Consider the following 23,616-nt stretch of genomic DNA (forward strand, 5'->3'; position numbering starts at 1 on the left):
TGAATTGTGGATTGAACGTGAAGATTTTATGGAAGAGCCTGCTAAAAAATGGTTCAGATTAGCGCCTGGTGCAACTGTAAGATTAAAACATGCCTACATTGTAAAATGCGAAGAGTTTAAGAAAGATGAAAATGGTAATGTTACTGAAGTGCATTGTACCTATATCCCAGAATCGAAAAGTGGAGAGGATACAAGTGGCATTAATGTTAAAGGAACCATTCATTGGGTAAGTGCAAAACATGCGCAAACTGCAGAAGTCCGTTTATATGATCGTTTATTTACTGTAGAATCACCAGATAGTGAGGAAGGTGATTTTAAAGATTATCTAAATCTAGAAAGTATGGAAGTAATTAAACAAGCATACATTGAACCTTATTTAGCAACAGCAGAACAAGGTGTAGGCTATCAGTTTATTCGTAAAGGTTATTTCTGTGTAGATAAAGATTCAAAATCTGATCAATTAGTTTTTAATAGAACAGTTTCGTTAAAAGAAGCTTGGAAACCTAAAGCTTAATGTAAAAGGGAAAATGTAAGATAGAATATTTCCAACACATCTTACATTTTCCATCTTACTTCTTACATATATTTCTTGTACAAGTTGTACAAAATCAACTTATCTGGCTCTGTTAGCTTTGGTGTAATATCTGTACCCACAAAGTGACGTTTAAATGCAGTAATCGCAGCAGGTAAATTTCTTACATCGTATCCAATAATTCTTAATGCAATAGTCGTGTCAAAATCTGCAGGGGGCATTTGCAAAACGTCATCATACCAATATCCAAATCCTTTGTTAGCCAGCGTTTTCCAAGGGAAATTATTAGGATCTGGTTTACGAGTTGGCGCAATATCTGCATGACCAATAAAATTAGCAGTAGGAATACTGTATTTCTTTTTTAACGTTGCCAATAACGAACAAAGACTATTAATTTGAGCATCCGTCCACACATCGGTTGTACCGTTGTTATCCATTTCTATCCCGATAGAAGAAGAATTCAAATCAGTATCATTTCCCCAACGTCCAACGCCGGCATGTTGTGCTCTTAAATAATCATTTACCATGTGATAAACTTTTCCATCTCTGCCAACCACATAATGTGCACTAACAGCAGTTCTGGCAATGGTAAAAGTTTTTAAAGTTTGCGCAGTCGAATCTTGAGCCGTGTGATGTATAATTACAAAATTAGGTTTACGAATACCCATGTTTACAGTACCCACAAAGTATTGTTCATTATTTAATGAATCAATAGTTTGACCTTCGGGCGGAGTGGCTTTAATTATTTTAGAAAAGCCTTTTGCCATATTTTTGTACACTTTATCTGTAGCAGCATATTTATTGGTGCTACAGTTTGTTAACAACAATACGCAAGAAAGTAGTACAGCGCTTTTTAATGTTATTTTCTTTACTAACATGATATATATTTAGGAATAAGAAGTTACGCATGCAATATATTAAAATTATACATGCTTATATTTTTTGCTAATTTAGTGCATTGAAACAAAATGAAAAACAATTTCTTAACCAAATGAAAAACATTAATAAAATCGGGGCTTTGTTTGTCGGATTTTCAGTTACAGTTTGCTTATTTGCATGTACTAATTCTGGACAGAACACTGATAAAAAAGACAACACCACTAAAGACTCTTTACAAGAATACGTAGCACAACGCTTACCAATTTACGAGAAAGTAAGATTAACTACCAATCTTAATCAGCTTACTGTAAGTGAGCGAAAGGTTTTGCCTTTATTAATAGAAGCTGCAAAAATTATGGATGATTTGTTTTGGAAACAAGCATATCCACAACGTGATAGCCTTAAAAACACTATTAAAGATGAAAAAACTAAGCAGTTTATTGATATTAACTACGGTCCTTGGGATAGATTAAATGGCGATAGACCTTTTGTAACTGGTATAGGTCCAAAATCAGAAACTGGAACTTTTTATCCTACCGGAATGACCAAAGAAGCTTTAGAAAAATCGGATGTAAAAGATAAATATGGCTTATATTCTGTTATCAGAACTGAGAAAGGTAAATTGATTTCTGTTCCATACCATGTTATTTATGCTGCCGAACTACAAAAAGCGAGTAGCTTACTTAAACAAGCTGCTTTGCTGGCCGATGATGCTGGCTTAAAAAAATACTTAAATCTTAGAGCCGATGCTTTAGTTACTGATGATTATTCTGCGAGCGATTACGCTTGGTTAGATATGAAAACCAATGGCTTGGATATTATTATTGGTCCGATAGAAAATTACGAGGATAAATTATTTAATGCTCGTGCGTCTTTCGAATCGTATGTTTTAGTGAAGGATAAAGTTTGGAGCAAGCGTTTAGCTAAATATGTATCAATGTTGCCAGAATTACAAAAAGGATTGCCAGTTGATGCAAAGTATAAAAAAGAAGTGCCAGGAACTGATTCAGAATTAAATGCTTACGATGTAGTGTATTATGCTGGAGATTGTAATGCGGGATCGAAAACGATTGCGGTAAACTTACCAAATGATGAAGCTATTCAGCAGAAAAAAGGAACGCGTCGTTCACAGTTAAAAAATGCAATGCAGGCTAAATTTGATAAAATATTAGTGCCAATATCAAAAGAATTAATTGACAAAGACCAACAGCAATATATTAAGTTTGATGCATTTTTTGCCAATGTAATGTTTCATGAAGTTGCACATGGTTTAGGCATAAAAAACACAATTACGGGCAAAGGAACTGTTCGCTCTGCGTTAAAAGAACAATATTCTTGGTTAGAAGAAGGCAAGGCCGATATTTTAGGTTTGTATATGGTTACTGGCTTACTTAAAAAAGGTGAGTTAACAGGCGATATCAAGGAGTACTACACCACATTTATGGCAGGCTTGTTGCGTTCTGTACGTTTTGGTGCATCAGAAGCACATGGAAAAGCAAACATGCAATGTTTCAATTTCTTTAAAGAAAAAGGCGCCTTCCAAAGAACTGCAAATGGAACGTATAAAGTTGATTATGCAAAATTTGCTACTGCGATGAATGAACTAAGCAATTTCATTATTATGTTACAAGGTAATGGAGATAAAGTTGCAGTAGAAAAAGCGCAAAAAGAAAAAGGAATTATCCAACCTGAGTTGCAAGAAGATTTAGATCGTTTAAGTAAAAAAGGCATTCCTGTTGATATTGTTTTTGAACAAGGAGTTGACGTGTTAGGAATGAAATAATTGGTTATCACATCTGTAAAGAGCCCATTTGAATTAGTCGAATGGGCTCTTTTATTTTCAAAAACTTCCGACAGTAAAAAAAGAAAAAATTTTCTGTAACCTTTTTTGGGTTCGTCTCGTCTATACAATACAAACTAACAGAAAGGCCTGCGGTCTTTTGAACTAAACATAAAATTTTGGAAATGAAAGAAATTTGCGTGCGAACGCTGTGAAATTCTTATGCCCTATTTTTTAAACCAAACAAACACAAAATGAAAATTATTTACTTATTACTATTTGTATTATTAACAGGAAACATCGCGTCTGCGAACACAAAGCAAGGAACCATAAGTGGGGTTGTTGTAGACGAACAAAGCAAACCAATTGATTTTGTAACGATTGGTCTTTTTAAAACATCAGATTCATCTTTGGTTAAAACTGCGTTAACTACTGTAGAAGGAAAATTTGAATTTGCAAACATCAATACTGGTACTTATTTCGTGAAAGCGAATATGATGGGTTATGATATCTTCAAAGGGAAACCTTTTCAATTAACCGAAAGCAACTTAGTTTTAAGCTTAGAAGAAATTCGATTAAAGTCGAATAGTAAAACGCTAAACGCAGTAAGTATAACGGCCATTAAACCATTAATTGAGCGTAAAACTGATAAGTTGGTGATGAATGTAGAAAATAGCAGTATCGCAATTGGTTCGTCTGCACTAGAAGTTTTGCAAAAAGCACCAGGTGTAACAGTAGATCAAAACGATAATATTTCTATGCAAGGAAAACAAGGTGTGTTGATTTTATTAGATGGTAAACAAACCTACATGAGTAGTGCTGATGTTGCAAATCTTTTAAGAAATATGCAAAGTTCTGAGTTGGAAACTATTGAGTTAATTACTAATCCTTCTTCAAAATATGATGCCTCTGGAAATTCTGGGATCATCAATATTAAAACAAAAAAGAATAAAAATGGCGGCACAAACGGCAGTGTAAATGCAGCCGCTGCTTATGGTAAAAACTTTAGAGGTAATGCGGGTATCAACCTAAATAATAGGACTGAACATGTAAACATTTTTGGCAATTACAATTATGGAGTAAATGGACGCGATAGCTTTATTGGTATAGACCGCATTAGTAACGGAAGTTCAGATACTACTTATTTTATGCAAGATGGAAATAGCTTTAGAAGGAGATATAACAACAATTTTAAAGTGGGTATTGATTATTTTATAGATAAGAAAAATACCATAGGTTTATTGGTAAATGGTTATCTAAATAATGGTACAGAAACAAACAATAGCAACACATTAATTGGCCCCTCTTTTCTACAAAAAGACTCATCGCTTGTATCTGACAATGTAATTCGCAATAAGTATAATAACCTTGCTTATAACCTTAATTATAAATCATTACTAGATACAGCAGGGCAAGAAATTTCTGCGGATTTAGATTATGCTAGATACAATGGTAATGACAAAGCAACCTATAATAATAGCTTCTTTTATGCTAATGGAACACCAATCCGTCCAACCAATTACATTAGAAATGCTACGCCAACCAAAATAGATATTAAAGCATTTAAGATAGATTATACCGTTTCGTTAAGTAAAAGCGTAAAATTAGAAGCGGGTGTAAAAAGCAGTTGGGTAAAAACAGATAATGATTTAAGAGCAGAAGAATACAAAAATAATGTATGGCAAAATGATGTTCTTCGTAGCAATCAGTTTGTGTACGATGAAAATGTAAATGCTGCTTACACTAACTTAAACAAGCAGTTTAAAAATACAAGTGTGCAATTAGGTTTAAGAGTAGAACAAACAAATTCTACCGGTAATTTAATTACAAATAACACTGTTGTTAAAAGAAGTTATTGGGATTTTTTTCCGACAGTTTTTGTGCAACAAACGCTATCTAAAAACAACCAAGTTGGGTTTTCTTATAGCCGCAGAATTGACAGGCCAAGTTATGATGCTTTAAATCCATTTGTTTATTATTTAGATCAATATACATACAGTAAAGGTAATCCGTTCTTAAACCCACAATACACGCATAATTTTGAGGTTTCTTACACCTTTATGCAAAAATATCTGCTATCAATAAATTATAGCAGAGTAAATGATGTGATAACAGAAGTGATTTTACCAGATCCAGCGCAAAAAGCATTGTATCAAACCAATGCTAATATTGCCAAAAATGTAAGCTATGGTGCCAACTTAAATATTCCTATAAAAATTGCTAAATGGTGGGAAACAAATAATAACTTAAATGTATTTAACTTGAGTTTCGAAGCGCCTGATTTAGCAGGAAAAGTATTAAAAACTGGCAAAACATCTTTCCAATTTAAAACACAACATACTTTTATTATTTTGAAAGGCTTAACAGGAGAATTAAGCGGAAATTATGAATCGCCATTAGATTATGGAACGTTGAGTATTCAATCTCGTTATTTTGTTGATATGGGACTAAGCAAATCTTTATTCAATAAAAAAGCCAGTTTAAAATTAGCGTTGAGTGATGTTTTTAATACCAACGACACAGAGTTAACTAGTGCTTACCCAGGCTTGAAATATGATTTATATCAGAAAAATGAAAGTCAAATTGGAAGAGTTAGTTTTACCTATCGTTTTGGAAAAAATGAGATTAAGCCAGCTCGTCGTCGCTCTACTGGAACAGAAGATGAGCAAGGCAGAATGAAGAATTAATCAATTATATAAACCAATTTTAATGCCTTATGTAGTTAAACTATGTAAGGCATTTTACTTTCCAATATAGGTATGTACAATTTCTTCCAGTGCTTGAATATCGAAAGGTTTAGGTAAAAAACTATCAGCACCTGCTTTTTCCGCTAACGAACTTACGTCATTATTTGCCGAGAAATAAATTACTGGAATATGCTTTAAATCTTTATGATTTTTTAATTCCTGCGTTGCTTCAATTCCACCTACATCTGGCAGCCAATTATCCATGAAAATTAAATCAGGCATATATGCTGATACTTGATCTACTATATGATTTGAAGTAGCAGAAGTTTTAATTTCATAACCCGCATCTTCTAAAATTAAAGTGCATAATTCTAAAATATCTTCATTATCATCAAAAATAAACACCTTTTTATTCATATTTCTTTAGCCTTTAACCTAATAAATTTATATAGTTTGCCATTTCCTCTATTTTTAAAACCTTATCTATCTTGGCCTTTAAAATTGCTTGTGCAGGCATGTAATTTACTTGTGCAGTAAGCGGATCTTGTACTGCAGTTTCTCCGCCATAACTTTCTACTGTAATTAATCCATTTACACCATCTGAGTTTGAACCAGAAAGCAATAAACACACTAGTTTATCTCCATATACTTCTGCCGCCGACTGAAAAGTTACATCAATTGATGGTCTAGAATAATTTACTTTCTCTGAGTAATCTAATGAAAAAGTTAAGTCCTTTTCTATCAATAAATGATAGTCTGAAGGTACAATATAAATAGTTCCTGGTAAGATACTTTCTTTTTCTTCAATTTCTTTAACTATTAATGCTGTTTTAGTGGACAAAAGCTCTGATAACAATGAATCGGTTCCTTGTTTACGGTGTACCACTATAATTATTGGAAAAGGAATGTTGATATCGATATTTGGTAATACCTTAATCAGCACATCTAAACTTCCGGCAGAGCCGCCAATAAGCAAAGCATTACAGTTTTTCATCGCTTAATTTCCTCCAAATTTTTTCAGTTTCTAATCTTTTATAGCGTTTACTAATTGGCGAAAAATCTGTTGTTTCTTTTGTTCCTAATGCTAAATAACCTAGCTTCTCTAAGCTGTTATCAAAAAGTTGCAAAACTTTAAATTGTAAATCTCTATCAAAATAAATTAGCACATTACGGCATAATATTAATTGAAATTCGTTAAAAGAATGATCTGAAACTAAATTATGAGTAGAAAAAATCATTTTAGCTTTTAATTCATTATCAAATTTAGCCAAAGAATAGTTTGCACTATAATACGATGAAAAATCTTTTGTTCCACCAGATGCGATGTAATTTTCTGAATATTGTTTCATTTGACTGAGTGGAAACATCCCTTGTGCTGCTTTTTCTAATACCGTAGGATTTATATCTGTAGCATAGATAAGTGATTTATTGAGCAAATTCAATTCTTTAAGCAATATTGCCATTGAGTATACTTCCTCTCCAGTTGAGCATCCCGCTAACCAAATTCTAATAAACGGATAAGTGCCCAAGTTTGGAAAAACTTTCTCCCTCAAAGCCTTGTAAAACCCAGGATCACGGAACATCTCTGTAACGTTTACCGTAATTTGCTCTACAAAACGTTTAAAATAAGCACTATCATTTCCAATTCTATACCTAAATTCTGCAAAACTAACTTGTTTATCTAAACCAAATAAGCGAAGTAACCTTCTCTTGAAAGATGCTCTTGAATAGCCTGTAAAATCATATCCATATTGCTCTAAAACATCGGTAATTAATGTTTCTACTTGTTCATCACTTATAGAGGATGTGTTTGGCACTAGATATAATTTTTTAGTTGAAGAACCAATTCATCTACATTAACTGGTTTAGAAATATAGCCCACAGCACCAGCATTTATGCAACGTTCTTTATCACCCACCATGGCTTGTGCGGTAACTGCAATTACAGGTACAGACTTCATTTCTGGATGTTTTTTCATTTCAGACATCGCTTGATAACCATCCATATCTGGCATCATCATATCCATCAAAACAACCGCTATATCTTTATCGCTTGCAAGGATATCAAACCCTTGTTGAGCACTGCTTGCAGATAAACATATAAATTTTTTAGCATTCAAAACTGCTTTTAGTGCAAATATATTTCTACTGTCGTCGTCTATTATTAATATTTTTTTTGTCTTAACTTCCATAAATTTTTAAAACAATAATTTTAAACTTTATCATATAACCAAACCCTTAATAAAGAAACCAATTGGTCAATATCCACGGGTTTAGAGATATAATCAGATGCTCCCGCAGCAATGCATTTTTCTCTATCTCCCATCATTGCTTTTGCAGTAACAGCTAAAATGGGCAATTGTTTGTAAGCAGGCATTGTTCTTATCTCTTTTGTGGTTTGATAACCGTCTAATTCAGGCATCATCATATCCATTAACACTACATCAACTTTAGGATTTTCGCTTAAAACTTTTAAAGCTTCTTTACCATCTATAGCAGGCAGCACCTTCATTTTATGTTGTTCTAAGGCTTTAGTTAAAGAGAAAATATTGCGCACATCATCATCAGCAATTAATACTACTTTATCTTTTAGTACTTCGTTTAGCCCCCCCAAATTAGTTCTCACAGCAGGACTTTGTTTCCCCTTTTCTTCTACCAAATGTAAAAACAAGCCTGCTTCATCTAAAATACGTTGATAAGAATGAGCGGTTTTTAAAACAATAGAATCTGCATATTGCTTAATGCGGGCTTCTTCTCCCTTCGATAAATTTTTCCCAGTAAAAATTATAATTGGTAGGTTTTCTAGTCCTTCGCTTTTCTTAATTGTTTCTAAAGTTTCATAGGCGTTTTTATCTGGAACTCCCATATCTAAAATCACGCATTCTATCTCCTTTTTTTGGAGTGCTTCAATGCTTTCTATTACATTTTTCGAAACTACATTTTGAATGTTAGAAGTACCTAAAAAGTAACTTAAAGCCTTGGCATGCTGCTCATTTTCTTCAACAATTAACACTTTTTTTGGATACCTACTTAATGCATCTTCTAGCTTTTTGAAGATTTGTTTCATATGTTCCAAAGCCACTGGTTTATCGATAAAATCTACCGCACCTTTTAGCAAACTTTCCTTTTTAACAGAAAGCGAAGACATGATGTGAACAGGAATAGGTCGTGTACTAGGATTGGATTTTAGCTCTTCCATCACTTGCCAGCCATCTTTCACTGGTAGTTGAATATCTAACAGAATAGCCAACGGATTGTACTCATTCGCTAATTCTATGCCTACATCTCCACGAACTGCAACTATACCTTTATAATTTCTTTTTCGTGTAAAATCGAGTAAGGTTTTAGCAAAAGCTGTATCGTCTTCAATAATTAAAATTACTTTATCATTCGGTTGAATATCAGCTCGATCATCCTCTACATCACCAGGAATATGCTCAACTGTAAATCGTTCTTCTGGGACAGGCTCAGTATATGTAGGATATTGCGTTTCAAAATTAATTAATTGTTCCCCTAAAACTCCATTATTATACTGTGTTGGAATAATCAATGTAAACTCACTACCAACATTTTCTTCACTTTCCAATTGAATATCTCCACCCAGCAATTTGGCTAATTCCCTACTTATAGATAATCCCAAACCAGTTCCGCCAAATTTACGTCGTGTAGACCCATCTGCTTGTTGGAAGGCTTCAAAAACCATGTTCATTTTATTTTTAGCAATGCCGATGCCCGAATCTTTAACTTTAAAAACTAAAGCATTACGACTTGTATCTGCCGATAATATAAAGCTTACTTTTCCTTCTGAAGTGAATTTAAATGCATTTGATAACAGATTTTTTAAGATTTGTTCTAATCTCATTTTATCTGTACTCATATGTGTTGGCACACCTTTTTCAACTACAACTTCAAATTCTAAGCGTTTTTCTTTAGCAATTGGGTTAAACAAAGAATGCATATCCGTTGTCACTTCTTCTAGTTTAACTTCTTCTATTTCTAAGCTCATTTTACCAGCTTCTATTTTAGAAAGATCTAAAATCTCATCGATTAGATTAAGTAAACCCTGACCAGAACTTTGAATTACAGATGCATACTCAGTATATTCTTTATCCAATTCTTCATTATCAGCCATTAATTTAGACAACAATAAAATTGAGTTTAAAGGTGTTCTTAATTCATGCGACATATTAGCTAAAAACTCTGATTTGTATCGGGTACTTTGCTCCAATTGTTCTGCTTTTTGCTGAATATCAATATTTCGTTCCTGAATGAGTTGATTTTTTTCTTCGAGTAAACTCGTTCTTTCTTCTAGCTCTTGATTACTTTGTAACAGTTCTTCTTGTTGTACACGAAGTTCTTCTTCAGAAGCTTGAATTTTCTGCGTTTGTGCTTCAAGTTCAGCATTTAGTGCTTCTAGTTCGCTGTGCTGTGCTTGTAGTTCTTCAGCCTGAGCCTGTGTTTCTTCTAAAAATTCTTGTAATTTTTTTCTGTTTTGCGCAACATGAATGGCAATACCAATATTTCCAGAAATGGCATTTAAAAAATCTATTTTTCTTGGTGTGTAAGGATTTAATGTAGCTAATTCAATTACACCCATCATAACTCCATCTCTATGCAATGGAAATGCTACTACATTTTTTGGTTTTGTTTGACCTGTAGCATAGCTAATTGTCGTTTCTGCATCTGGAATTTTATCTAATAAAATAAGTTTCTCAGATTTTAAACATTGGCCGATTAACCCTTCCCCAATTGCTATTTTATTGCTTTTGTCGTTTGCGGATAATGCGTATCCGCCAGTTAAGTATAGGTTTTTATCTTCTTCTAAAATATAAAGCGCTGCGACATGACTTTTTGTGTGTTCCACAATGTGAACCAACATATCACTTGCTAATGTTTTAAGATCTTTTTCACCAACCATTTGGTCGTTTAGCTTAGCTACACCAGATTGCAACCATTCTTTATCTTCCAATAGACCAAACGAATATTGTAGTGATTCTGCCATTGCATTTAATGATCCAACCAAACTGCCTAATCCATCTTTTGCAACTTCATCTAATCTAATTTTATAATCACCACTGGAGATTTGTTTAGCAATATCTTGAATTACTTGTATTCTATTCGCTGTTTCATCATTTATGGTTTGTAATTCTTGTTGTAATTTTATACGAGCATCAAAATCGGAAGCCACTTTCCTATAAAAGAAAATAGTAATCAGTAGGGAGAGAAAAGCTGCTAAAATAATTAATAAAGGAGTGTAACCAGACAAAGTATTCATCTCAGTAGTACGATTAGCTAATAACCTTCTCTCCTCAACTTGCATCTCTTTTATAATTTGCCTCAGCTTATCCATGTATACTTTTCCATCTAACAGGTTAGATAGGGACACAACTCCATTATTCTCCTTTATGGCAACAGTTTTTTGCAGAATCCCTAGTCTTGTATCTAGTATTTCTTTTATTTCGTCTAATTTCCTTTGTTGAAAAAGGTTATCTTTTGTTTCTGCATTTAATTTTTTGTATAAAACATCTACCCTTTCTTTGGCACCAACATAAGGTTCTAAAAAAACTTTATTGCCTGTTAACAAATATCCTCTTTGTCCCGTTTCTGCATCTTTTAATGTAGAAATAATCGTTTCTAAACCCTCCATTACTTTGTTACTGTGGGCAACCAAATCTGAGGTTTTAATTAAATTTCTGATACTTATATAAGATGCTAATGAGCTTATGATCAAGATGATCAACGATAAACCAAGGCCTAAGCGAAGGTTACTTTTTAGAGATAGTTTCATTTAAAGGGTAGTTTTATATCATTAAACTTCAGTTTTTAAATTAATAGGCATCACGAAATAGAATTCTGAGCCTTCATTATATATGCTGTTTACACCAATGCGCCCACCGTGTCTTCTTATAATTTCAGCAGAGATATATAAGCCGATTCCTAATCCTTGAAAGCGTTGAGAGGTTTCTTCTACACGATAAAATTTATCGAATACGTGATCTAATTGCTCTGGCAACATCCCAATTCCATAATCTTTTACAGCCACATAAAGTTCATCGTTTTCTACATTTACAGTGAGCTGAATTTCATTAGTTCCAGGCGAATATTTTATAGCATTTGTTAAAAAATTGACGATTACTTGTTCAATACGCATTTCATCCCCATGAATTTCACAATTGGCCAACCCTTTTTTATGTATTTTAAATTCAGGGTTTGATTGATTCATCACTTCAATTACATTGTCCAAAAGATTGTCAATAGAGAAGTTTTGTTTATTGAATTTGAGTTTTCCGCTTTCAATTTTAGAGATATCTAGCAAATCAGCTATTAGACTATTGAGTTTTTCTAACTGTCCCTGTGCTTTATCTAAATGTTTTTTTACAGTTTCGGTATCGCCTTTATTTATGCTTCTTTCCAACAATTGCACATAACCTTTAACACTAGTTAATGGTGTTTTTAATTCGTGGCTAGCAATGCTGATAAATTCATCTTTTTTTCGCTCTGCTTCTTTACGAAATTCAATCTCTTCGAGCAGTGTTTTTTGCATTTCGTTTAGCTTCCTATTTTGCTCATAAATGCGGTAAAAAGTTTTTACTTTAAGTAGTAAGATATTCATATCAACAGGTTTAGTGATATAATCTAAACCTCCAGAGGAGTATCCTTTTGCTATAAATTTAAACTCGGTATTTGCTGCAGATAAAAATATGATAGCTGTTTCTTTAGCTTTACTGTAACCAGAAATAGCTTCTGCGACTTCAAAGCCATCCATGCCTGGCATTTGAACATCAAGAATAATTAATACGTAAGAATTTTTTAAGACCTTTTTTAAAGCCTCTTCCCCAGATGAGGCCGTATCTACTTCAAAATCATGTTTTTCGAAAACCTTTTTTAGAGAAATAAGGTTTTCTGGTGTATCATCTACAATAAGAATCATTCAAAAATAATTAAAGCTTGGCATTAAAAATAGATGATTCTAATGCATAAAATCACTATAAGAAATGAAAACAAAATTTTCTATATTATTGTTTGAGGAAAATTAAAAAAAATTAAGAATAACAAACAGCCTTACAACTTTGAGGAGTTAAAAGTATCACCTTGTCTAATATCTCCCGTTTCAAAACCTTTTTTAAACCAGTATACCCTTTGAGCTGAAGTACCGTGGGTAAAAGCATCTGGCACTACTTCCCCTTGAGTTTGCTTTTGCAATTTATCATCACCTATCGCGTTAGCAGCATTTAAAGCCTCTTCAATATCACCTGCTTCCAATCTAAAGTCTTTAAGGTTTTGTGCATGATTCGCCCAAAGACCTGCATAAAAATCAGCTTGTAATTCTAGTTTTACAGATAATTTATTGTATTCAACTTCACTCATTCTGCCGCGAGCTTCTTCCATCTTCTCAGATATCCCTAATAAATTTTGTACATGGTGACCAACTTCGTGAGCAATTACGTAAGCTTGGGCAAAATCACCAGCAGCACCAAATCGATTTTTTAATTCGTCATAAAAAGATAAATCGATATATACTTTATGATCTCCTGGGCAATAAAATGGACCAACTGAAGAGCTTGCATTTCCACAAGCAGATTGTACACCATCTCTAAATAATCTTAAAACTGGTTTTTCATATTGTGAGCCTAAAGCATTGAATTGCTCTTCCCAAACTTGTTCGGTTGATTCGAGAATACCTGCAACAAATTTTCCCTGTGCATCCGTTGGTGTTCCTCTCTTAACTTCTCCTTGTTCAGTTGCTGGCATCTGGCTTACTAAGCCCGTTAAGTCTTTGCCAAATAATAGCCCAACAATAACGATAATAATTCCAACACCGCCACCTAAGGCTACACGGCCGCCGCCACCACTTCTTCCGTCTTCAACATTTTCACTACCTTTTCCGAACCACTGCATAGATTTTGATTTAGTTTTAAAATTGGAGACAATTCTTATACCAATTTAAAAAATATCCTTCTAGTTGAAAGCTGCAATGCCTTTCTCTATTCTGCTTTGTGTTTCAGCTTTACCTAATAGAGTAGCGATATCAAAAACGCCAGGACCAAATTTACCGCCTACTAGCATAATACGGAAAGGAAGCATTAATTCTCCTGGTTTGAATCCTTTTACATCTGCTAGCGCTTTAAATTCTTCTTCAGATTGTAATGCAGTTGCATCATTTTTTAAATTTTGACTAAATTCTAGAAAAAATGCAGCTTTTTCAGGACTCCATTTTGGTTTAACCGCAGCCAAATCATATTCAACTGGTGAAGAAAAAAAGTAAACACTTTGATCAACAAAATCACCTAATAAATTACAGCGATCTTTAACTAAGTCAATTACTTTTAACAATAAATTCTCGTCTTTTATATCAATATTTTTTTGAGCTAATAAATTGCTTACCGTTGGTTCTAAGCTCTCTGCTGATGCATGTTTTATCCATTCGTGATTGTACCATTTTGCTTTCTCGAAATCGAATTTTGCGCCAGCTTTACTAATGCGCTCTATTGAGAATAAATTAATCAACTCCCCTAATGAGAATATTTCTTTATCCGTTCCATCATTCCAACCCAACATTGCTAAAAGATTAACAAAAGCTTCAGGCATAAAACCTAATTCTTTAAACCCTTTAGTAACATCACCAGTTTTTGGATCTGTCCAATTCATAGCATACACTGGGAAACCCAAACGATCTCCATCACGTTTACTTAATTTTCCATTTCCATCTGGTTTTAAAATCAATGGCAAATGCGCCCATTGTGGCATTTCATTTTCCCACCCTAAATATTTCCATAATAAAATATGAATTGGTGCAGATGGCAACCATTCCTCACCTCTAAAAGCATGACTAATTTCCATTGCTTTATCATCCGCAACAACCGCTAAATGGTAGGTTGGCATCCCATCTGCCTTTAATAAAACTTTATCATCCACTAAATTTGTATCAAAACTTACTAGTCCTCTAATCATATCCACAAAAGAAACGGTTTCGTTTTCAGGAATTTTGATTCGTACGACGTAAGGCGTATTTTCCGCTAGTAGTTTAGTTACTTCATCTTCTGCTAATGTTAAAGAATTACGCATTTCCATACGGCTTTTTTGTCCGTACAAAAAGTTAGGCTGATCATTTCTTTTAGCCGTTAATTCTTCGGGTGTATCGAATGCATAATAGGCAAATCCATTAGCAATTAATTGTTCTGCATATTGTTTATAACTCGCTTTACGTTCACTTTGACGATAAGGTCCAAAGGCACCTGGTTTTTGTGGGCTTTCATCTGGTGTTAATCCACACCAATTTAAGCAATCAACAATATACTCTTCTGCGCCAGCAACAAAACGATTTTGATCTGTATCTTCTACACGTAAAATGAAAGTTCCGTTGTGTTTTTTAGCAAATAAATAATTAAATAGTGCGGTACGAACTCCGCCTAAGTGTAAGCCCCCAGTCGGACTTGGAGCAAATCTTACTCTAATTTTATTTTCCATTACGCCACAAAGATAAGATTTCAATGGAAGATGTGAGATGGAAAACAGAAAATGGCCGATAAAGTAAGCTTGAGTCTTGTTATGATACATTTTCCACCTTACATTTTACATTTTTTTGTAATTTGCCACCACCCTTATGAACCCATATCAGAAAAAGCGTCGTTGGAAGATATTTTTACTTGTTTTTGCTATCGTTATTGGTGGTGCATCCGTTTTTTATTCTGATTTCTTTGTGAAAAAAATGGAACGAGAAGAAGCTGCTCAGTTCCAACTTCGTGTTAAAGTGTTAGAACAGCAGATGAAAATGTATGATAACGAGCAGCTAACGGGTGTTTTCGATCTGATTAAGAAAAACAATAAAATGGCTGTTATTATTACTGAAGAAAATGGCTCTATTTATCTTTACGATGGCTTAGATAGCACAAAAACATTATACAATAGCGATACTACAAAACAGTACGACTCATTATATTATGTAAGGCAATTGGCCAAAATGAAGGAACAACATTTACCAGCCAGAATGGTTGGTAGTGAAGGGGAGCCATTAATTGCCTACTATAGAGATTCGTTTATTTTAACTCAATTACGCTATTTTCCATACATACAACTAGGCGTAGTGGCCCTATTTGTTTTAGCTGCGTATGTTGCTTTTAGTCAAGCTAGAAAAGCTGAACAAGATCAAGTTTGGGTAGGTATGGCAAAAGAAACAGCGCACCAATTAGGAACTCCAATCTCCTCGCTAATGGCGTGGGTGGAACTTATAAAATCCAGATTTGATGCGGAGGACGATCCGTTAGTTGCAGAAATGGAAAACGATATTCATCGATTAGAAATTATTACAGATCGTTTTTCTAAAATTGGTTCTAAACCAATCCTTGAAGATCACATTGTGTATGTGGTTATTCTAAATTTTGTAGATTATTTTAAAATTAGAACCTCTGATAAAATCAATTTTATTATAACTGGCGATACCCAAGTAAGAGCTTTACTAAGTGTTCCGTTATTTGATTGGGTGATTGAAAATTTATTAAAAAACGCTGCAAATGCGATAGAAAACGAAGGAACAATTACCATTAATATTATAGAAAATCTAGCAAAAGAAGAAGTCTTTATAGATGTTAGTGATACAGGAAGAGGTATTCCTCGTTCAAAATTCGACACTGTTTTTCAACCAGGTTATACAACTCGTAAACGAGGTTGGGGATTGGGTTTATCCTTAACCAAAAGAATAGTGGAAAATTACCACAAGGGACAAATATTTGTAAAAGACTCTGAATTAGGAAAAGGCACAACTTTTAGAATTATATTAAAAAGCAGTATTACATATGAACCGACCACAAACACAGGAGTACCCAGAATGGGGTAACACATATATTCGCCTTGTTGAAGGTGATGTGATTGAAATACTAACTAAACAAGCTACTGAATTTGCAGAATTTCTTAATAGTTTAGTCGAAAAAGCAGATTATGCTTATGCTCCCGGCAAATGGACAATTAAAGAATTGGCAGGGCATATTGTTGATACCGAACGCATTTTAGTGTTTAGATTATTAAGTTTTGCTAGAGGTGAAAAAGCGGCCTTGCCAGGTTTTGAGGAAGATGATTATGTAGCTGCTGCACATTTCCAAGATCGTAGTTTATTCAGTTTTGCAGAAGAATTTACGCTATTAAGAAAAGCTAATTTATATCTCATTAATTCTTTAAATGAAGATGAACTTAGCATTATTGGAAATGCCAATGGAAAACAAATGAGCGTAAGATCTTTAGTTTATATACTTGCTGGTCACATTATTCATCATACAAATGTGATTAAAGAGCGTTATTTATGATTTGGTTTAAGGAGTTTAATCCAGCAATGCTGAATGATAGACCAAAAAATCATATTGGTGCATTGTTAGGGATTGAGTTTACAGAAGTTGGCGAAGATTACGTGTGCGCAACCATGCCAGTTGACGAAAGAACACATCAACCTGCAGGAATTTTACATGGTGGCGCCTCTGTAGTTTTAGCCGAAACTTTAGGAAGTATTGCATCTTATATGTGCATCAATCCAGATAAATATATTGCAGTTGGTTTAGAAGTAAACGCAAATCATATTCGGCCGGTAAGTTCTGGATTAGTTAAAGGAATTTGTAAACCCTTACACTTAGGTGGAAAAACTCAAGTTTGGGAAATTAAAATGTACAATGATAAAGGAAAGATGAATTGTGTAAGTCGTTTAACTGTTGCCATTTTGCCGAAGCCTTTTTAACACATAAAATATAGAATCAAAAAGTCCAGAAGATATTCACTTCTGGACTTTTGTTTTCCCGCTTTCTTGATATTTCCTAGCTATGTTTATCCAACCAGTTTTTCTCAATGATATAAGATACAATTAAACCTATTCCTCCAAATACTCCTAGGCAACCGAAGTAAATCGCTACAGATTGCCCTTCCTCAGCATCAGTCATGTTGCCACCAAATACACCTCTTACAGTAAATAAGGCAACTAAAAGGCCAACACCTAAACCAACTAATAACAAGCCGAATTTTAAACTCAAAAATGGCTGTGGTGTAGATTTGCGAACGCCTGGATCTATTCCTCGTTCAATCATTGCCATTTTTTCTTTGTTGTTAAAATATCTTATTCCGAATATCATTGCGAATGTGCAGATGAAAAATGTGATGGGTACTAATATTGCTTCCATGATCTTATTTTTTTAATGTTAATATTTCTTTTTCGTTTTATGAACCGTGTTCTGAATACTATGACTACAGCAAAAAAATTTAGGTTACACCCGTGAGAGAAAAAAGATAAAACAAGAATGAAAGACCATGATGGGTTAACTGTTTAAATCGGTTAATTGATTTGCCATGCTATCTTGCTCGTCTTTCCCGTGAAAACGGGAATTGTAATACACGAAAACCTCCTTTTTTTGCATTACGATTCCCAATCAAGTTGGGAATGACGCAATGGGTTAATTATAATCTAGTTAACCCATTCGTCATTTCGAGCGTAGCCGAGAAATCTTTGGATTTTATTATACATTTCTTCGTTCCTTAATGCTAGCAATGACGATTATATGAAACCTAGTTAATTTAAATAATAGAATTAAGATTACTAATGAGTAAATACTTCTAAATTAGTGTAACCTAGCTTTAAAACTCTGCGTCTTAGTTATATCTTATGCAGCAAAAAGAAACAGATCTAGATTTAATTACAGCAGTGCTAAATGGCAATACCGCAGAATATGCGGTATTAGTTAAACGCCATCAGCGCTTTGTATTTACGCTAGCTTTACGTTTCGCAAAAAACAGAGAGGATGCCGAAGAGGTTGCACAAGATGTTTTTGTAAAAGCATATAGAGCGTTGGGGACGTTTAAGCAAACTTCCAAATTTTCTACTTGGTTATATACGATAACGTATACTACTGCGATGACTTTTTTACGCAAAAAGAGATTGGATACTCAATCTATTAATGATGATGAAAACGTTTTACAAATCGCGAATAGTGGTACTGATTTTGATGCCAATATAGTAGAAAAGAAATCAAGCTATGCGTACCTAAACCAAGCGATTGATATGCTTTTACCAGACGATGCTGCAATTATCACCTTGTTTTATAAAGGAGAGCAAAGTTTAGAAGAAATTGGCGTAGCCTTAAGCATGGAGCCAAATACGGTTAAGGTAAAATTGCACAGAGCAAGGCAACGCTTAAAAGATAAATTACACTATTTGTTAAAAGATGAAGTTAAGGAATTGATATGAACACGATAGAAGAACAACTTTGGAACTACATCGACGGTAATTGTACTGCCGAAGAAAAAATTGAAATTGAAACTAAAATAGCTGTCAATATTCAATATCATAGCATTTATCAGGAGTTAATGGCCGTTCATAACGAACTCAACAAGATTGATTTTGAAGAACCTTCTATGTCTTTTACACGTAACGTAATGGACAAGGTGAATTTAGAGTTAAAGCCTGTTGCCTTAAAAACAAAAATAGACAATCGTATTATTTATAGCATTGGCGCATTCTTCGCTTTATCTATTTTAGGCCTATTTATTTACGCTGTGGCAAAAAGCAACGTAACTTTCGATTTCAAAATGCCAACACTCAATTTTGACATCGCAAAACATATTAATGCAACAACCATTCAAATCTTCATATTGGTTGATGTAGCTTTAGGATTACTTTATTTAGATAGTTTTTTGAGGAAAAGAAAAAATTTAGCACAAAAAAAGGGAGATTAATTCTCCCTTTTTTATTTCTATACTATTAAATTATTTCTTGAAATATATTGGCAAAGCTACCTGAGTAAAATCCCACGCTATAACCAAATTAACGCCGTCAGCTAAATCTGTAAATGTCATAGAGAGCGCTTCAATAGGTTTTTCTAATTTAGTTACTGGAACTTCAACTCTTACCAAATCTTTGGTTTCATCGTATGTAAGCCCCCATCTGTTGGTTTGTTCATTTACAATGATCGTCCATTTATCTTTACTTGGAATAGCAAATAAGCTATAGGTGCCGGCTTTAATTTTCTTATCGCCTATAGTTACTTTTCTATCAAAGTATATTTCTGTGCTTTCATTAGCACCCAAGCGCCATACTTTATCAAATTGCTCTAAAACACCAAAAATTTCTCTCCCTTTTCTTTGTGGACGAGAATACAAAACCTTGATGATAGGCATTGATGTATCTTCCTTTTTTACTTTTGTCGCATTCAGCGGATAATAAAGAGCATCCAGTGGACTAGCATCCAGAGCAGGAAATTTAATTGCAGCTGGAGTCTTTTGTGCGTGTACTGCAAAACTAAATAATGCCAAAACAAGGCATATGCTTAATTTCTTCATATCAAATAAAAATTAAAAGGAATAAAAGATCTAGTATTCGCGACCTTTTACAATTTTATTTAAAAATACTCCTGCGAAGATTAGACCTAAAATACCGCCTAAAACAACCCATCCAAAATTAGTTGTTACAGATAAAATTGATACCATACCTGTTAAAAGGCCTATTACGTACCAAACCCACTCGAAACTATTTTTATTGTCTTCTGTATTCATTTTTATATAATTTGTGCCAAAGGTAAATATTTATTTTAAAAAGTTTAACGCATTTAACGTTCCACTTTTAATAATTCATTGATTTTGACAAGCTCATACCCTGAGGTTTTAAGGTATTTGATCAATTCTGGTAGTCGATCATAAAATTTATCCGTTCTTCTTGGATCTGTTCCTATATGCAATAAAAGTATAAAACCATTTAATCCATCAGGCTTACTTTTATTGTACTCTAGTATCGATTTATAAATTTCTTCACTACTTCGGTATGATTTCCCTAGTTCTGGATAGGTATAATCTGCGTTTGAACGCGTTCCAGCAGTAAAGTTTATCAATTGTAAACCCATTTGGCTTGTCCAATCTGCAATTTGTTGGTTATACCATTCATAAGGTGGCAAAAAGTATTTCGCACTATCCATTCTTATTCCAAACTTTTCCATTGCACTATAATTCCAAATTAAATCAGTTTTAAATTGAAGTTCTGAAACCAATAAGCTATCTCTTTTAGTCCAGTCATTATATAACAAATGAGCGTTAGAGTGTGGCCCTAAATAATTGCCATTAGCTTTTAACGCTTGTATTAATTTTCTGTTTTTGGGTTTGCCGTAAAATCTCCCCGTTAAAAAGAAAGATGCCTTTACATTTTCATCAACCAATGTTTTGTTAATGCTATCCCCACCATCAGCAAATTCATCTCCCGTAAAAACTAGAGCAATTTTCTTTTCAGTGGTTTTACCTCTAATAATTGCACCTTGCAAACTCTGAAATTCTTTCGGAATGGTTTTCGTTCTACTATCATACGCAGCTAATAAGTAAATGAGTGAAGCCGTTCCATCCATTGTTGGTTCATTAGTGCTATAATCTCCGTAATCATCGTGGTACACTGCCAAATCACTTTGAAAATCAGCGTAAGCATCTGGTTTTGTTAATTGGATACCAATTAAGTTTTTATAAATACTGGTATAAACGGGTCCATCAACTAATCCACCATCTATCGGATAATTTTTTAAATGTGTAAATGCCGAATGCGGATCAGTTGGTGTATCTTCCCAACTTGGCAAACCATACACCATACTTGTTCCCCAAGGATTACAACCAAAAAGCCAATCGAAATTTGCCTGTTCTAATTCAGTAAAACTTTCATCGCCGCTTAATTGCTTATACCACATGCATTGTTGTGCAAAAGCAACCGTTAAATTATTGCTACACCAAATAAATGGAACACCACGATAAAAGGCATTTTTTTGTGCTCTTTCCCAAACTTGTTCAATTCCTTGTTTATAATAATTTACTACCTTTTGTTTATACTGATGCGAATTCTTTGCCAATTCATAATGACCAATATTTACAAATGGATAATACTGGTAATGGTTTGCGGTATCCTTAGTTAACCACGGCGTGATGGTTTCTTGTTTTGCATAATCAAATGCAATGCCTTCATTCTTTCTCCACGTTTTTTCTTCTACTAATGGCATCGATGCATACGCCAATTCCATATCATCAACCCAATTATCTTCTGCATAGATATAAGGAGATTTTACAGAAACGGTTTGCGTTACTCCCTTTTTTAGGTTTGCATAAGCCAAAGCACTCAATGCTTTTTTAGAAAGTTTTTGTGCATAGGTTTCATCCGCGGATGCGAAAATTTTAGACCCTAATGCAAAAGCGCTGGTAAATTTTGCAGCCGTAGAACTCGTGCCTTTGGTATTGTTCATAAACTTGCCACGTTGTTGTGGTTCGCCATCTATATAATACAATGGGCGCTCAAACCCTTTCCCATATTGACTATCTTCTTTCGGAATTCGCATTGAAATATGATCCCGATCATCTGCCAATTGATTGAACATGATGTTATCCTTTGGATGCATTTTCTGTAGCCAATCTAAACCCCATTTTGCTTCATCTAAAACATCTGCCATTCCGTTTTTGCCATCCAAACCATTAGCTTGTTTGGTATCGGCAAATGCCTGAGGAAAATCTCGGTATGCCATTAATAAATGGTAGGTGGCATTGGCAGAAGTGGTGGAGTATTGCAAATAATCGCTTGCATCATGCCATCCTCCAGATGCGTCCATATGTGTGCTGTCTTTTATCCCAGCTTTTGCGCCGTACAATACGTAACCATCATGGGTATGACAACTATCTCTTAAATAAGGATTAAATCCGCTTCGTTGTTGGCGCATATAACGCAAGGCGAAGTCTGCAGTGTGGCGATACACTTCATCGTCTATGATAATTTCTGGAGATTTTACTTCCGCAATGCGGATGAAATATTTACCTGGTGTTTTAAAACCGGAGAAGTTTAATCGAGCAGTTGCCGTAAACGGACCATATGCACCAAATGATTTGATAGTCGTAGACGTGTACACTACTTTTCCGCTTTGGTCAATTAACTCAAATTTATCAGGAACTTGAGTTGTTTTAGTCGCCCAAATGGCAACTTTAGTAGCTTTAGGTTGATAACCCAGTAAGTTAATCCTTATCCAACTATTAGTTGAATTTATTTCTGGTTTTGAAATAAAGGACGTTAAGGCAAGAATGAGTAGAAAGGCTTTAAGTAAAGGTAATTTTTTCATCAGCAATAATTTATATTAGGTAGGGTTAGCTAGTAAATCCGTCATGCTCAGCATGATCCGATAGCTATCGGATGCGCATCTTAATGCTTGTCATTTTTTATTGTTTTCCGGTTCCAGCTTTCTCGAGAAAGACGAGCAAGCCTCAAATGCAAACATATTAACACAACCTAAAATACAATAATTAAGTCAAACTGCTAAAAAGTATAGCATATGTTTTACACTAGACCTCCCCCTAAAAGACTACACAATCAAAACATAGATAATACATACCTTAATTTTTAATAACAAACGATTAAAAACTAAATGTATGTCAACAACTTATCAAACAGAACATGTAAAAAATGTGTCAGTTGTTGCTGAAAAAACATCAGTTGTTTCACGACAAAAACTAAGGATACTTACTGTTTCTACCATTTTGGTTTTAATAGTTAGTATTTCTTATGTAAATATAGTTGGGCAGAACAAGGAGCTAATCATTCCAGTTCTTGGTGCTACTATAAATAGTTGGGATAGTAAAAGCTATTGGCATTCGCCCTGGGGGGAGTCTAAAGTTCATAAAGGCATTGATATATTTGCACCACATAAAACCGAAATATTAAGCCCTATTACAGGCTTTATACTTTCTGCAGGTTACAGTGAAAACGGG

The 23,616-nt window shown here is 34.1% G+C and carries 21 protein-coding genes and 1 pseudogene; 9 read left to right on the forward strand and 13 right to left on the reverse strand.

The window, feature by feature from the left end; genetic code table 11:
- Positions 1-514, forward strand: a pseudogene (locus tag WC622_RS13850) (glutamine--tRNA ligase); the annotation flags it as partial.
- A 62-nt stretch (positions 515-576) separates the two neighbouring features.
- On the opposite strand, the gene WC622_RS13855 reads toward WC622_RS13850, so the two are convergent.
- Positions 577-1,410 carry an N-acetylmuramoyl-L-alanine amidase gene (locus WC622_RS13855; RefSeq protein WP_372820296.1) on the reverse strand — a complete coding sequence of 278 codons (834 nt, stop codon included), beginning with the start codon at positions 1,408-1,410 and terminating at the stop codon, positions 577-579.
- A 113-nt stretch (positions 1,411-1,523) separates the two neighbouring features.
- Between WC622_RS13855 and WC622_RS13860 the strand changes: the two genes are divergently transcribed.
- Together WC622_RS13860 and WC622_RS13865 are read left to right on the forward strand one after the other, a co-directional pair.
- On the forward strand, positions 1,524-3,194 hold the full coding sequence (locus WC622_RS13860; RefSeq protein ID WP_372820297.1) for a dipeptidyl-peptidase 3 family protein: 1,671 nt from the start codon (positions 1,524-1,526) through the stop codon (positions 3,192-3,194).
- 251 nt (positions 3,195-3,445) lie between these two features.
- The gene (locus WC622_RS13865; RefSeq protein WP_372820298.1) at positions 3,446-5,878 is read left to right on the forward strand and encodes a TonB-dependent receptor domain-containing protein; all 2,433 of its coding nucleotides are present in this window, start codon (positions 3,446-3,448) and stop codon (positions 5,876-5,878) included.
- Between the two features lie 54 nt (positions 5,879-5,932).
- Here WC622_RS13865 and WC622_RS13870 read toward each other — a convergent pair whose 3' ends face one another.
- The 8 genes from WC622_RS13870 to gltX all read right to left on the reverse strand — a co-directional run bounded on the left by WC622_RS13870 (position 5,933) and on the right by gltX (position 15,345).
- The gene (locus WC622_RS13870; RefSeq protein WP_372820299.1) at positions 5,933-6,295 is read right to left on the reverse strand and encodes a response regulator; all 363 of its coding nucleotides are present in this window, start codon (positions 6,293-6,295) and stop codon (positions 5,933-5,935) included.
- Positions 6,296-6,308: 13 nt separating this feature from the next.
- Positions 6,309-6,872 carry a chemotaxis protein CheB gene (locus WC622_RS13875; RefSeq protein ID WP_372820300.1) on the reverse strand — a complete coding sequence of 188 codons (564 nt, stop codon included), beginning with the start codon at positions 6,870-6,872 and terminating at the stop codon, positions 6,309-6,311.
- Positions 6,859-7,695 carry a protein-glutamate O-methyltransferase CheR gene (locus WC622_RS13880; protein ID WP_372820301.1) on the reverse strand — a complete coding sequence of 279 codons (837 nt, stop codon included), beginning with the start codon at positions 7,693-7,695 and terminating at the stop codon, positions 6,859-6,861. Before WC622_RS13880 ends, WC622_RS13875 begins: the two co-directional genes overlap by 14 nt.
- Positions 7,695-8,069 (reverse strand): two-component system response regulator, encoded by a 375-nt coding sequence (locus tag WC622_RS13885; RefSeq protein ID WP_372820302.1) that lies wholly within the window; start codon positions 8,067-8,069, stop codon positions 7,695-7,697. Before WC622_RS13885 ends, WC622_RS13880 begins: the two co-directional genes overlap by 1 nt.
- A 20-nt stretch (positions 8,070-8,089) precedes the next feature.
- Complete coding sequence (locus WC622_RS13890; RefSeq protein WP_372820303.1) at positions 8,090-11,665, reverse strand: response regulator; 3,576 nt, start codon at positions 11,663-11,665, stop codon at positions 8,090-8,092.
- Positions 11,666-11,686: 21 nt separating this feature from the next.
- Complete coding sequence (locus tag WC622_RS13895) at positions 11,687-12,808, reverse strand: ATP-binding protein (protein WP_372820304.1); 1,122 nt, start codon at positions 12,806-12,808, stop codon at positions 11,687-11,689.
- Between the two features lie 131 nt (positions 12,809-12,939).
- Positions 12,940-13,776: a neutral zinc metallopeptidase gene (locus tag WC622_RS13900; protein WP_372820305.1), complete on the reverse strand. Its 837-nt coding sequence runs from the start codon at positions 13,774-13,776 to the stop codon at positions 12,940-12,942.
- A gap of 60 nt (positions 13,777-13,836) precedes the next feature.
- Positions 13,837-15,345, reverse strand: coding sequence for a glutamate--tRNA ligase (gene gltX / locus WC622_RS13905; RefSeq protein WP_372820306.1), 1,509 nt, complete (start codon positions 15,343-15,345; stop codon positions 13,837-13,839).
- 136 nt (positions 15,346-15,481) lie between these two features.
- Between gltX and WC622_RS13910 the strand changes: the two genes are divergently transcribed.
- The 3 genes from WC622_RS13910 to WC622_RS13920 are packed head-to-tail and all read left to right on the forward strand — an operon-like array spanning position 15,482 to position 17,596.
- Positions 15,482-16,711, forward strand: a complete 1,230-nt coding sequence (locus WC622_RS13910; RefSeq protein WP_372820307.1) for a sensor histidine kinase — start codon at positions 15,482-15,484, stop codon at positions 16,709-16,711.
- Positions 16,671-17,174, forward strand: a complete 504-nt coding sequence (locus WC622_RS13915) for a DinB family protein (protein ID WP_372820308.1) — start codon at positions 16,671-16,673, stop codon at positions 17,172-17,174. Before WC622_RS13910 ends, WC622_RS13915 begins: the two co-directional genes overlap by 41 nt.
- Positions 17,171-17,596 carry a hotdog fold thioesterase gene (locus WC622_RS13920; protein ID WP_372820309.1) on the forward strand — a complete coding sequence of 142 codons (426 nt, stop codon included), beginning with the start codon at positions 17,171-17,173 and terminating at the stop codon, positions 17,594-17,596. Before WC622_RS13915 ends, WC622_RS13920 begins: the two co-directional genes overlap by 4 nt.
- A gap of 76 nt (positions 17,597-17,672) precedes the next feature.
- Here WC622_RS13920 and WC622_RS13925 read toward each other — a convergent pair whose 3' ends face one another.
- On the reverse strand, positions 17,673-18,032 hold the full coding sequence (locus WC622_RS13925) for a DUF6249 domain-containing protein (RefSeq protein WP_372820311.1): 360 nt from the start codon (positions 18,030-18,032) through the stop codon (positions 17,673-17,675).
- Between the two features lie 479 nt (positions 18,033-18,511).
- Here WC622_RS13925 and WC622_RS13930 point away from each other — a divergent pair, with 479 nt between their 5' ends.
- Both WC622_RS13930 and WC622_RS13935 read left to right on the forward strand, forming a co-directional pair.
- Entirely contained in the window at positions 18,512-19,093 is a 582-nt protein-coding gene (locus WC622_RS13930; protein WP_372820312.1) for an RNA polymerase sigma factor, read from the forward strand.
- Positions 19,090-19,581, forward strand: a complete 492-nt coding sequence (locus tag WC622_RS13935; RefSeq protein ID WP_372820313.1) for a hypothetical protein — start codon at positions 19,090-19,092, stop codon at positions 19,579-19,581. The genes WC622_RS13930 and WC622_RS13935 overlap by 4 nt, the downstream gene beginning before the upstream one ends.
- A 30-nt stretch (positions 19,582-19,611) precedes the next feature.
- On the opposite strand, the gene WC622_RS13940 is transcribed toward WC622_RS13935, so the two are convergent.
- From WC622_RS13940 to WC622_RS13950, 3 genes are read right to left on the reverse strand one after another with little or no spacing between them, the layout of a single operon-like run.
- Positions 19,612-20,184 carry a DUF2911 domain-containing protein gene (locus tag WC622_RS13940; protein ID WP_372820314.1) on the reverse strand — a complete coding sequence of 191 codons (573 nt, stop codon included), beginning with the start codon at positions 20,182-20,184 and terminating at the stop codon, positions 19,612-19,614.
- Positions 20,185-20,214: 30 nt separating this feature from the next.
- Positions 20,215-20,397, reverse strand: coding sequence for a hypothetical protein (locus WC622_RS13945; RefSeq protein ID WP_372820315.1), 183 nt, complete (start codon positions 20,395-20,397; stop codon positions 20,215-20,217).
- Positions 20,398-20,450: 53 nt separating this feature from the next.
- Positions 20,451-22,970, reverse strand: coding sequence for a glycoside hydrolase family 9 protein (locus WC622_RS13950; protein ID WP_372820316.1), 2,520 nt, complete (start codon positions 22,968-22,970; stop codon positions 20,451-20,453).
- A gap of 307 nt (positions 22,971-23,277) precedes the next feature.
- Here WC622_RS13950 and WC622_RS13955 point away from each other — a divergent pair.
- Positions 23,278-23,616, forward strand: a 339-nt coding sequence (locus WC622_RS13955; protein WP_372820317.1) for a hypothetical protein, incomplete at its 3' end; no start/stop codon positions are given.

It is taken from the genome of Pedobacter sp. (assembly GCF_041662865.1).
Lineage (GTDB): Bacteria > Bacteroidota > Bacteroidia > Sphingobacteriales > Sphingobacteriaceae > Pedobacter.

Coding starts and splice junctions, on each gene's coding strand:
- WC622_RS13875 (WP_372820300.1), bottom strand. CDS start 6,872: ATGAAAAACTGTAATGCTTTGCTTATTGGCGGCTCTGCCGGAAGTTTA.
- WC622_RS13885 (WP_372820302.1), bottom strand. CDS start 8,069: ATGGAAGTTAAGACAAAAAAAATATTAATAATAGACGACGACAGTAGA.
- WC622_RS13950 (WP_372820316.1), bottom strand. CDS start 22,970: ATGAAAAAATTACCTTTACTTAAAGCCTTTCTACTCATTCTTGCCTTA.
- WC622_RS13920 (WP_372820309.1), top strand. CDS start 17,171: ATGATTTGGTTTAAGGAGTTTAATCCAGCAATGCTGAATGATAGACCA.
- WC622_RS13940 (WP_372820314.1), bottom strand. CDS start 20,184: ATGAAGAAATTAAGCATATGCCTTGTTTTGGCATTATTTAGTTTTGCA.
- WC622_RS13870 (WP_372820299.1), bottom strand. CDS start 6,295: ATGAATAAAAAGGTGTTTATTTTTGATGATAATGAAGATATTTTAGAA.
- WC622_RS13895 (WP_372820304.1), bottom strand. CDS start 12,808: ATGATTCTTATTGTAGATGATACACCAGAAAACCTTATTTCTCTAAAA.
- WC622_RS13900 (WP_372820305.1), bottom strand. CDS start 13,776: ATGCAGTGGTTCGGAAAAGGTAGTGAAAATGTTGAAGACGGAAGAAGT.
- WC622_RS13910 (WP_372820307.1), top strand. CDS start 15,482: ATGAACCCATATCAGAAAAAGCGTCGTTGGAAGATATTTTTACTTGTT.
- WC622_RS13935 (WP_372820313.1), top strand. CDS start 19,090: ATGAACACGATAGAAGAACAACTTTGGAACTACATCGACGGTAATTGT.
- WC622_RS13925 (WP_372820311.1), bottom strand. CDS start 18,032: ATGGAAGCAATATTAGTACCCATCACATTTTTCATCTGCACATTCGCA.
- WC622_RS13915 (WP_372820308.1), top strand. CDS start 16,671: ATGAACCGACCACAAACACAGGAGTACCCAGAATGGGGTAACACATAT.
- WC622_RS13945 (WP_372820315.1), bottom strand. CDS start 20,397: ATGAATACAGAAGACAATAAAAATAGTTTCGAGTGGGTTTGGTACGTA.
- WC622_RS13855 (WP_372820296.1), bottom strand. CDS start 1,410: ATGTTAGTAAAGAAAATAACATTAAAAAGCGCTGTACTACTTTCTTGC.
- WC622_RS13865 (WP_372820298.1), top strand. CDS start 3,446: ATGAAAATTATTTACTTATTACTATTTGTATTATTAACAGGAAACATC.
- gltX (WP_372820306.1), bottom strand. CDS start 15,345: ATGGAAAATAAAATTAGAGTAAGATTTGCTCCAAGTCCGACTGGGGGC.
- WC622_RS13890 (WP_372820303.1), bottom strand. CDS start 11,665: ATGAAACTATCTCTAAAAAGTAACCTTCGCTTAGGCCTTGGTTTATCG.
- WC622_RS13930 (WP_372820312.1), top strand. CDS start 18,512: ATGCAGCAAAAAGAAACAGATCTAGATTTAATTACAGCAGTGCTAAAT.
- WC622_RS13860 (WP_372820297.1), top strand. CDS start 1,524: ATGAAAAACATTAATAAAATCGGGGCTTTGTTTGTCGGATTTTCAGTT.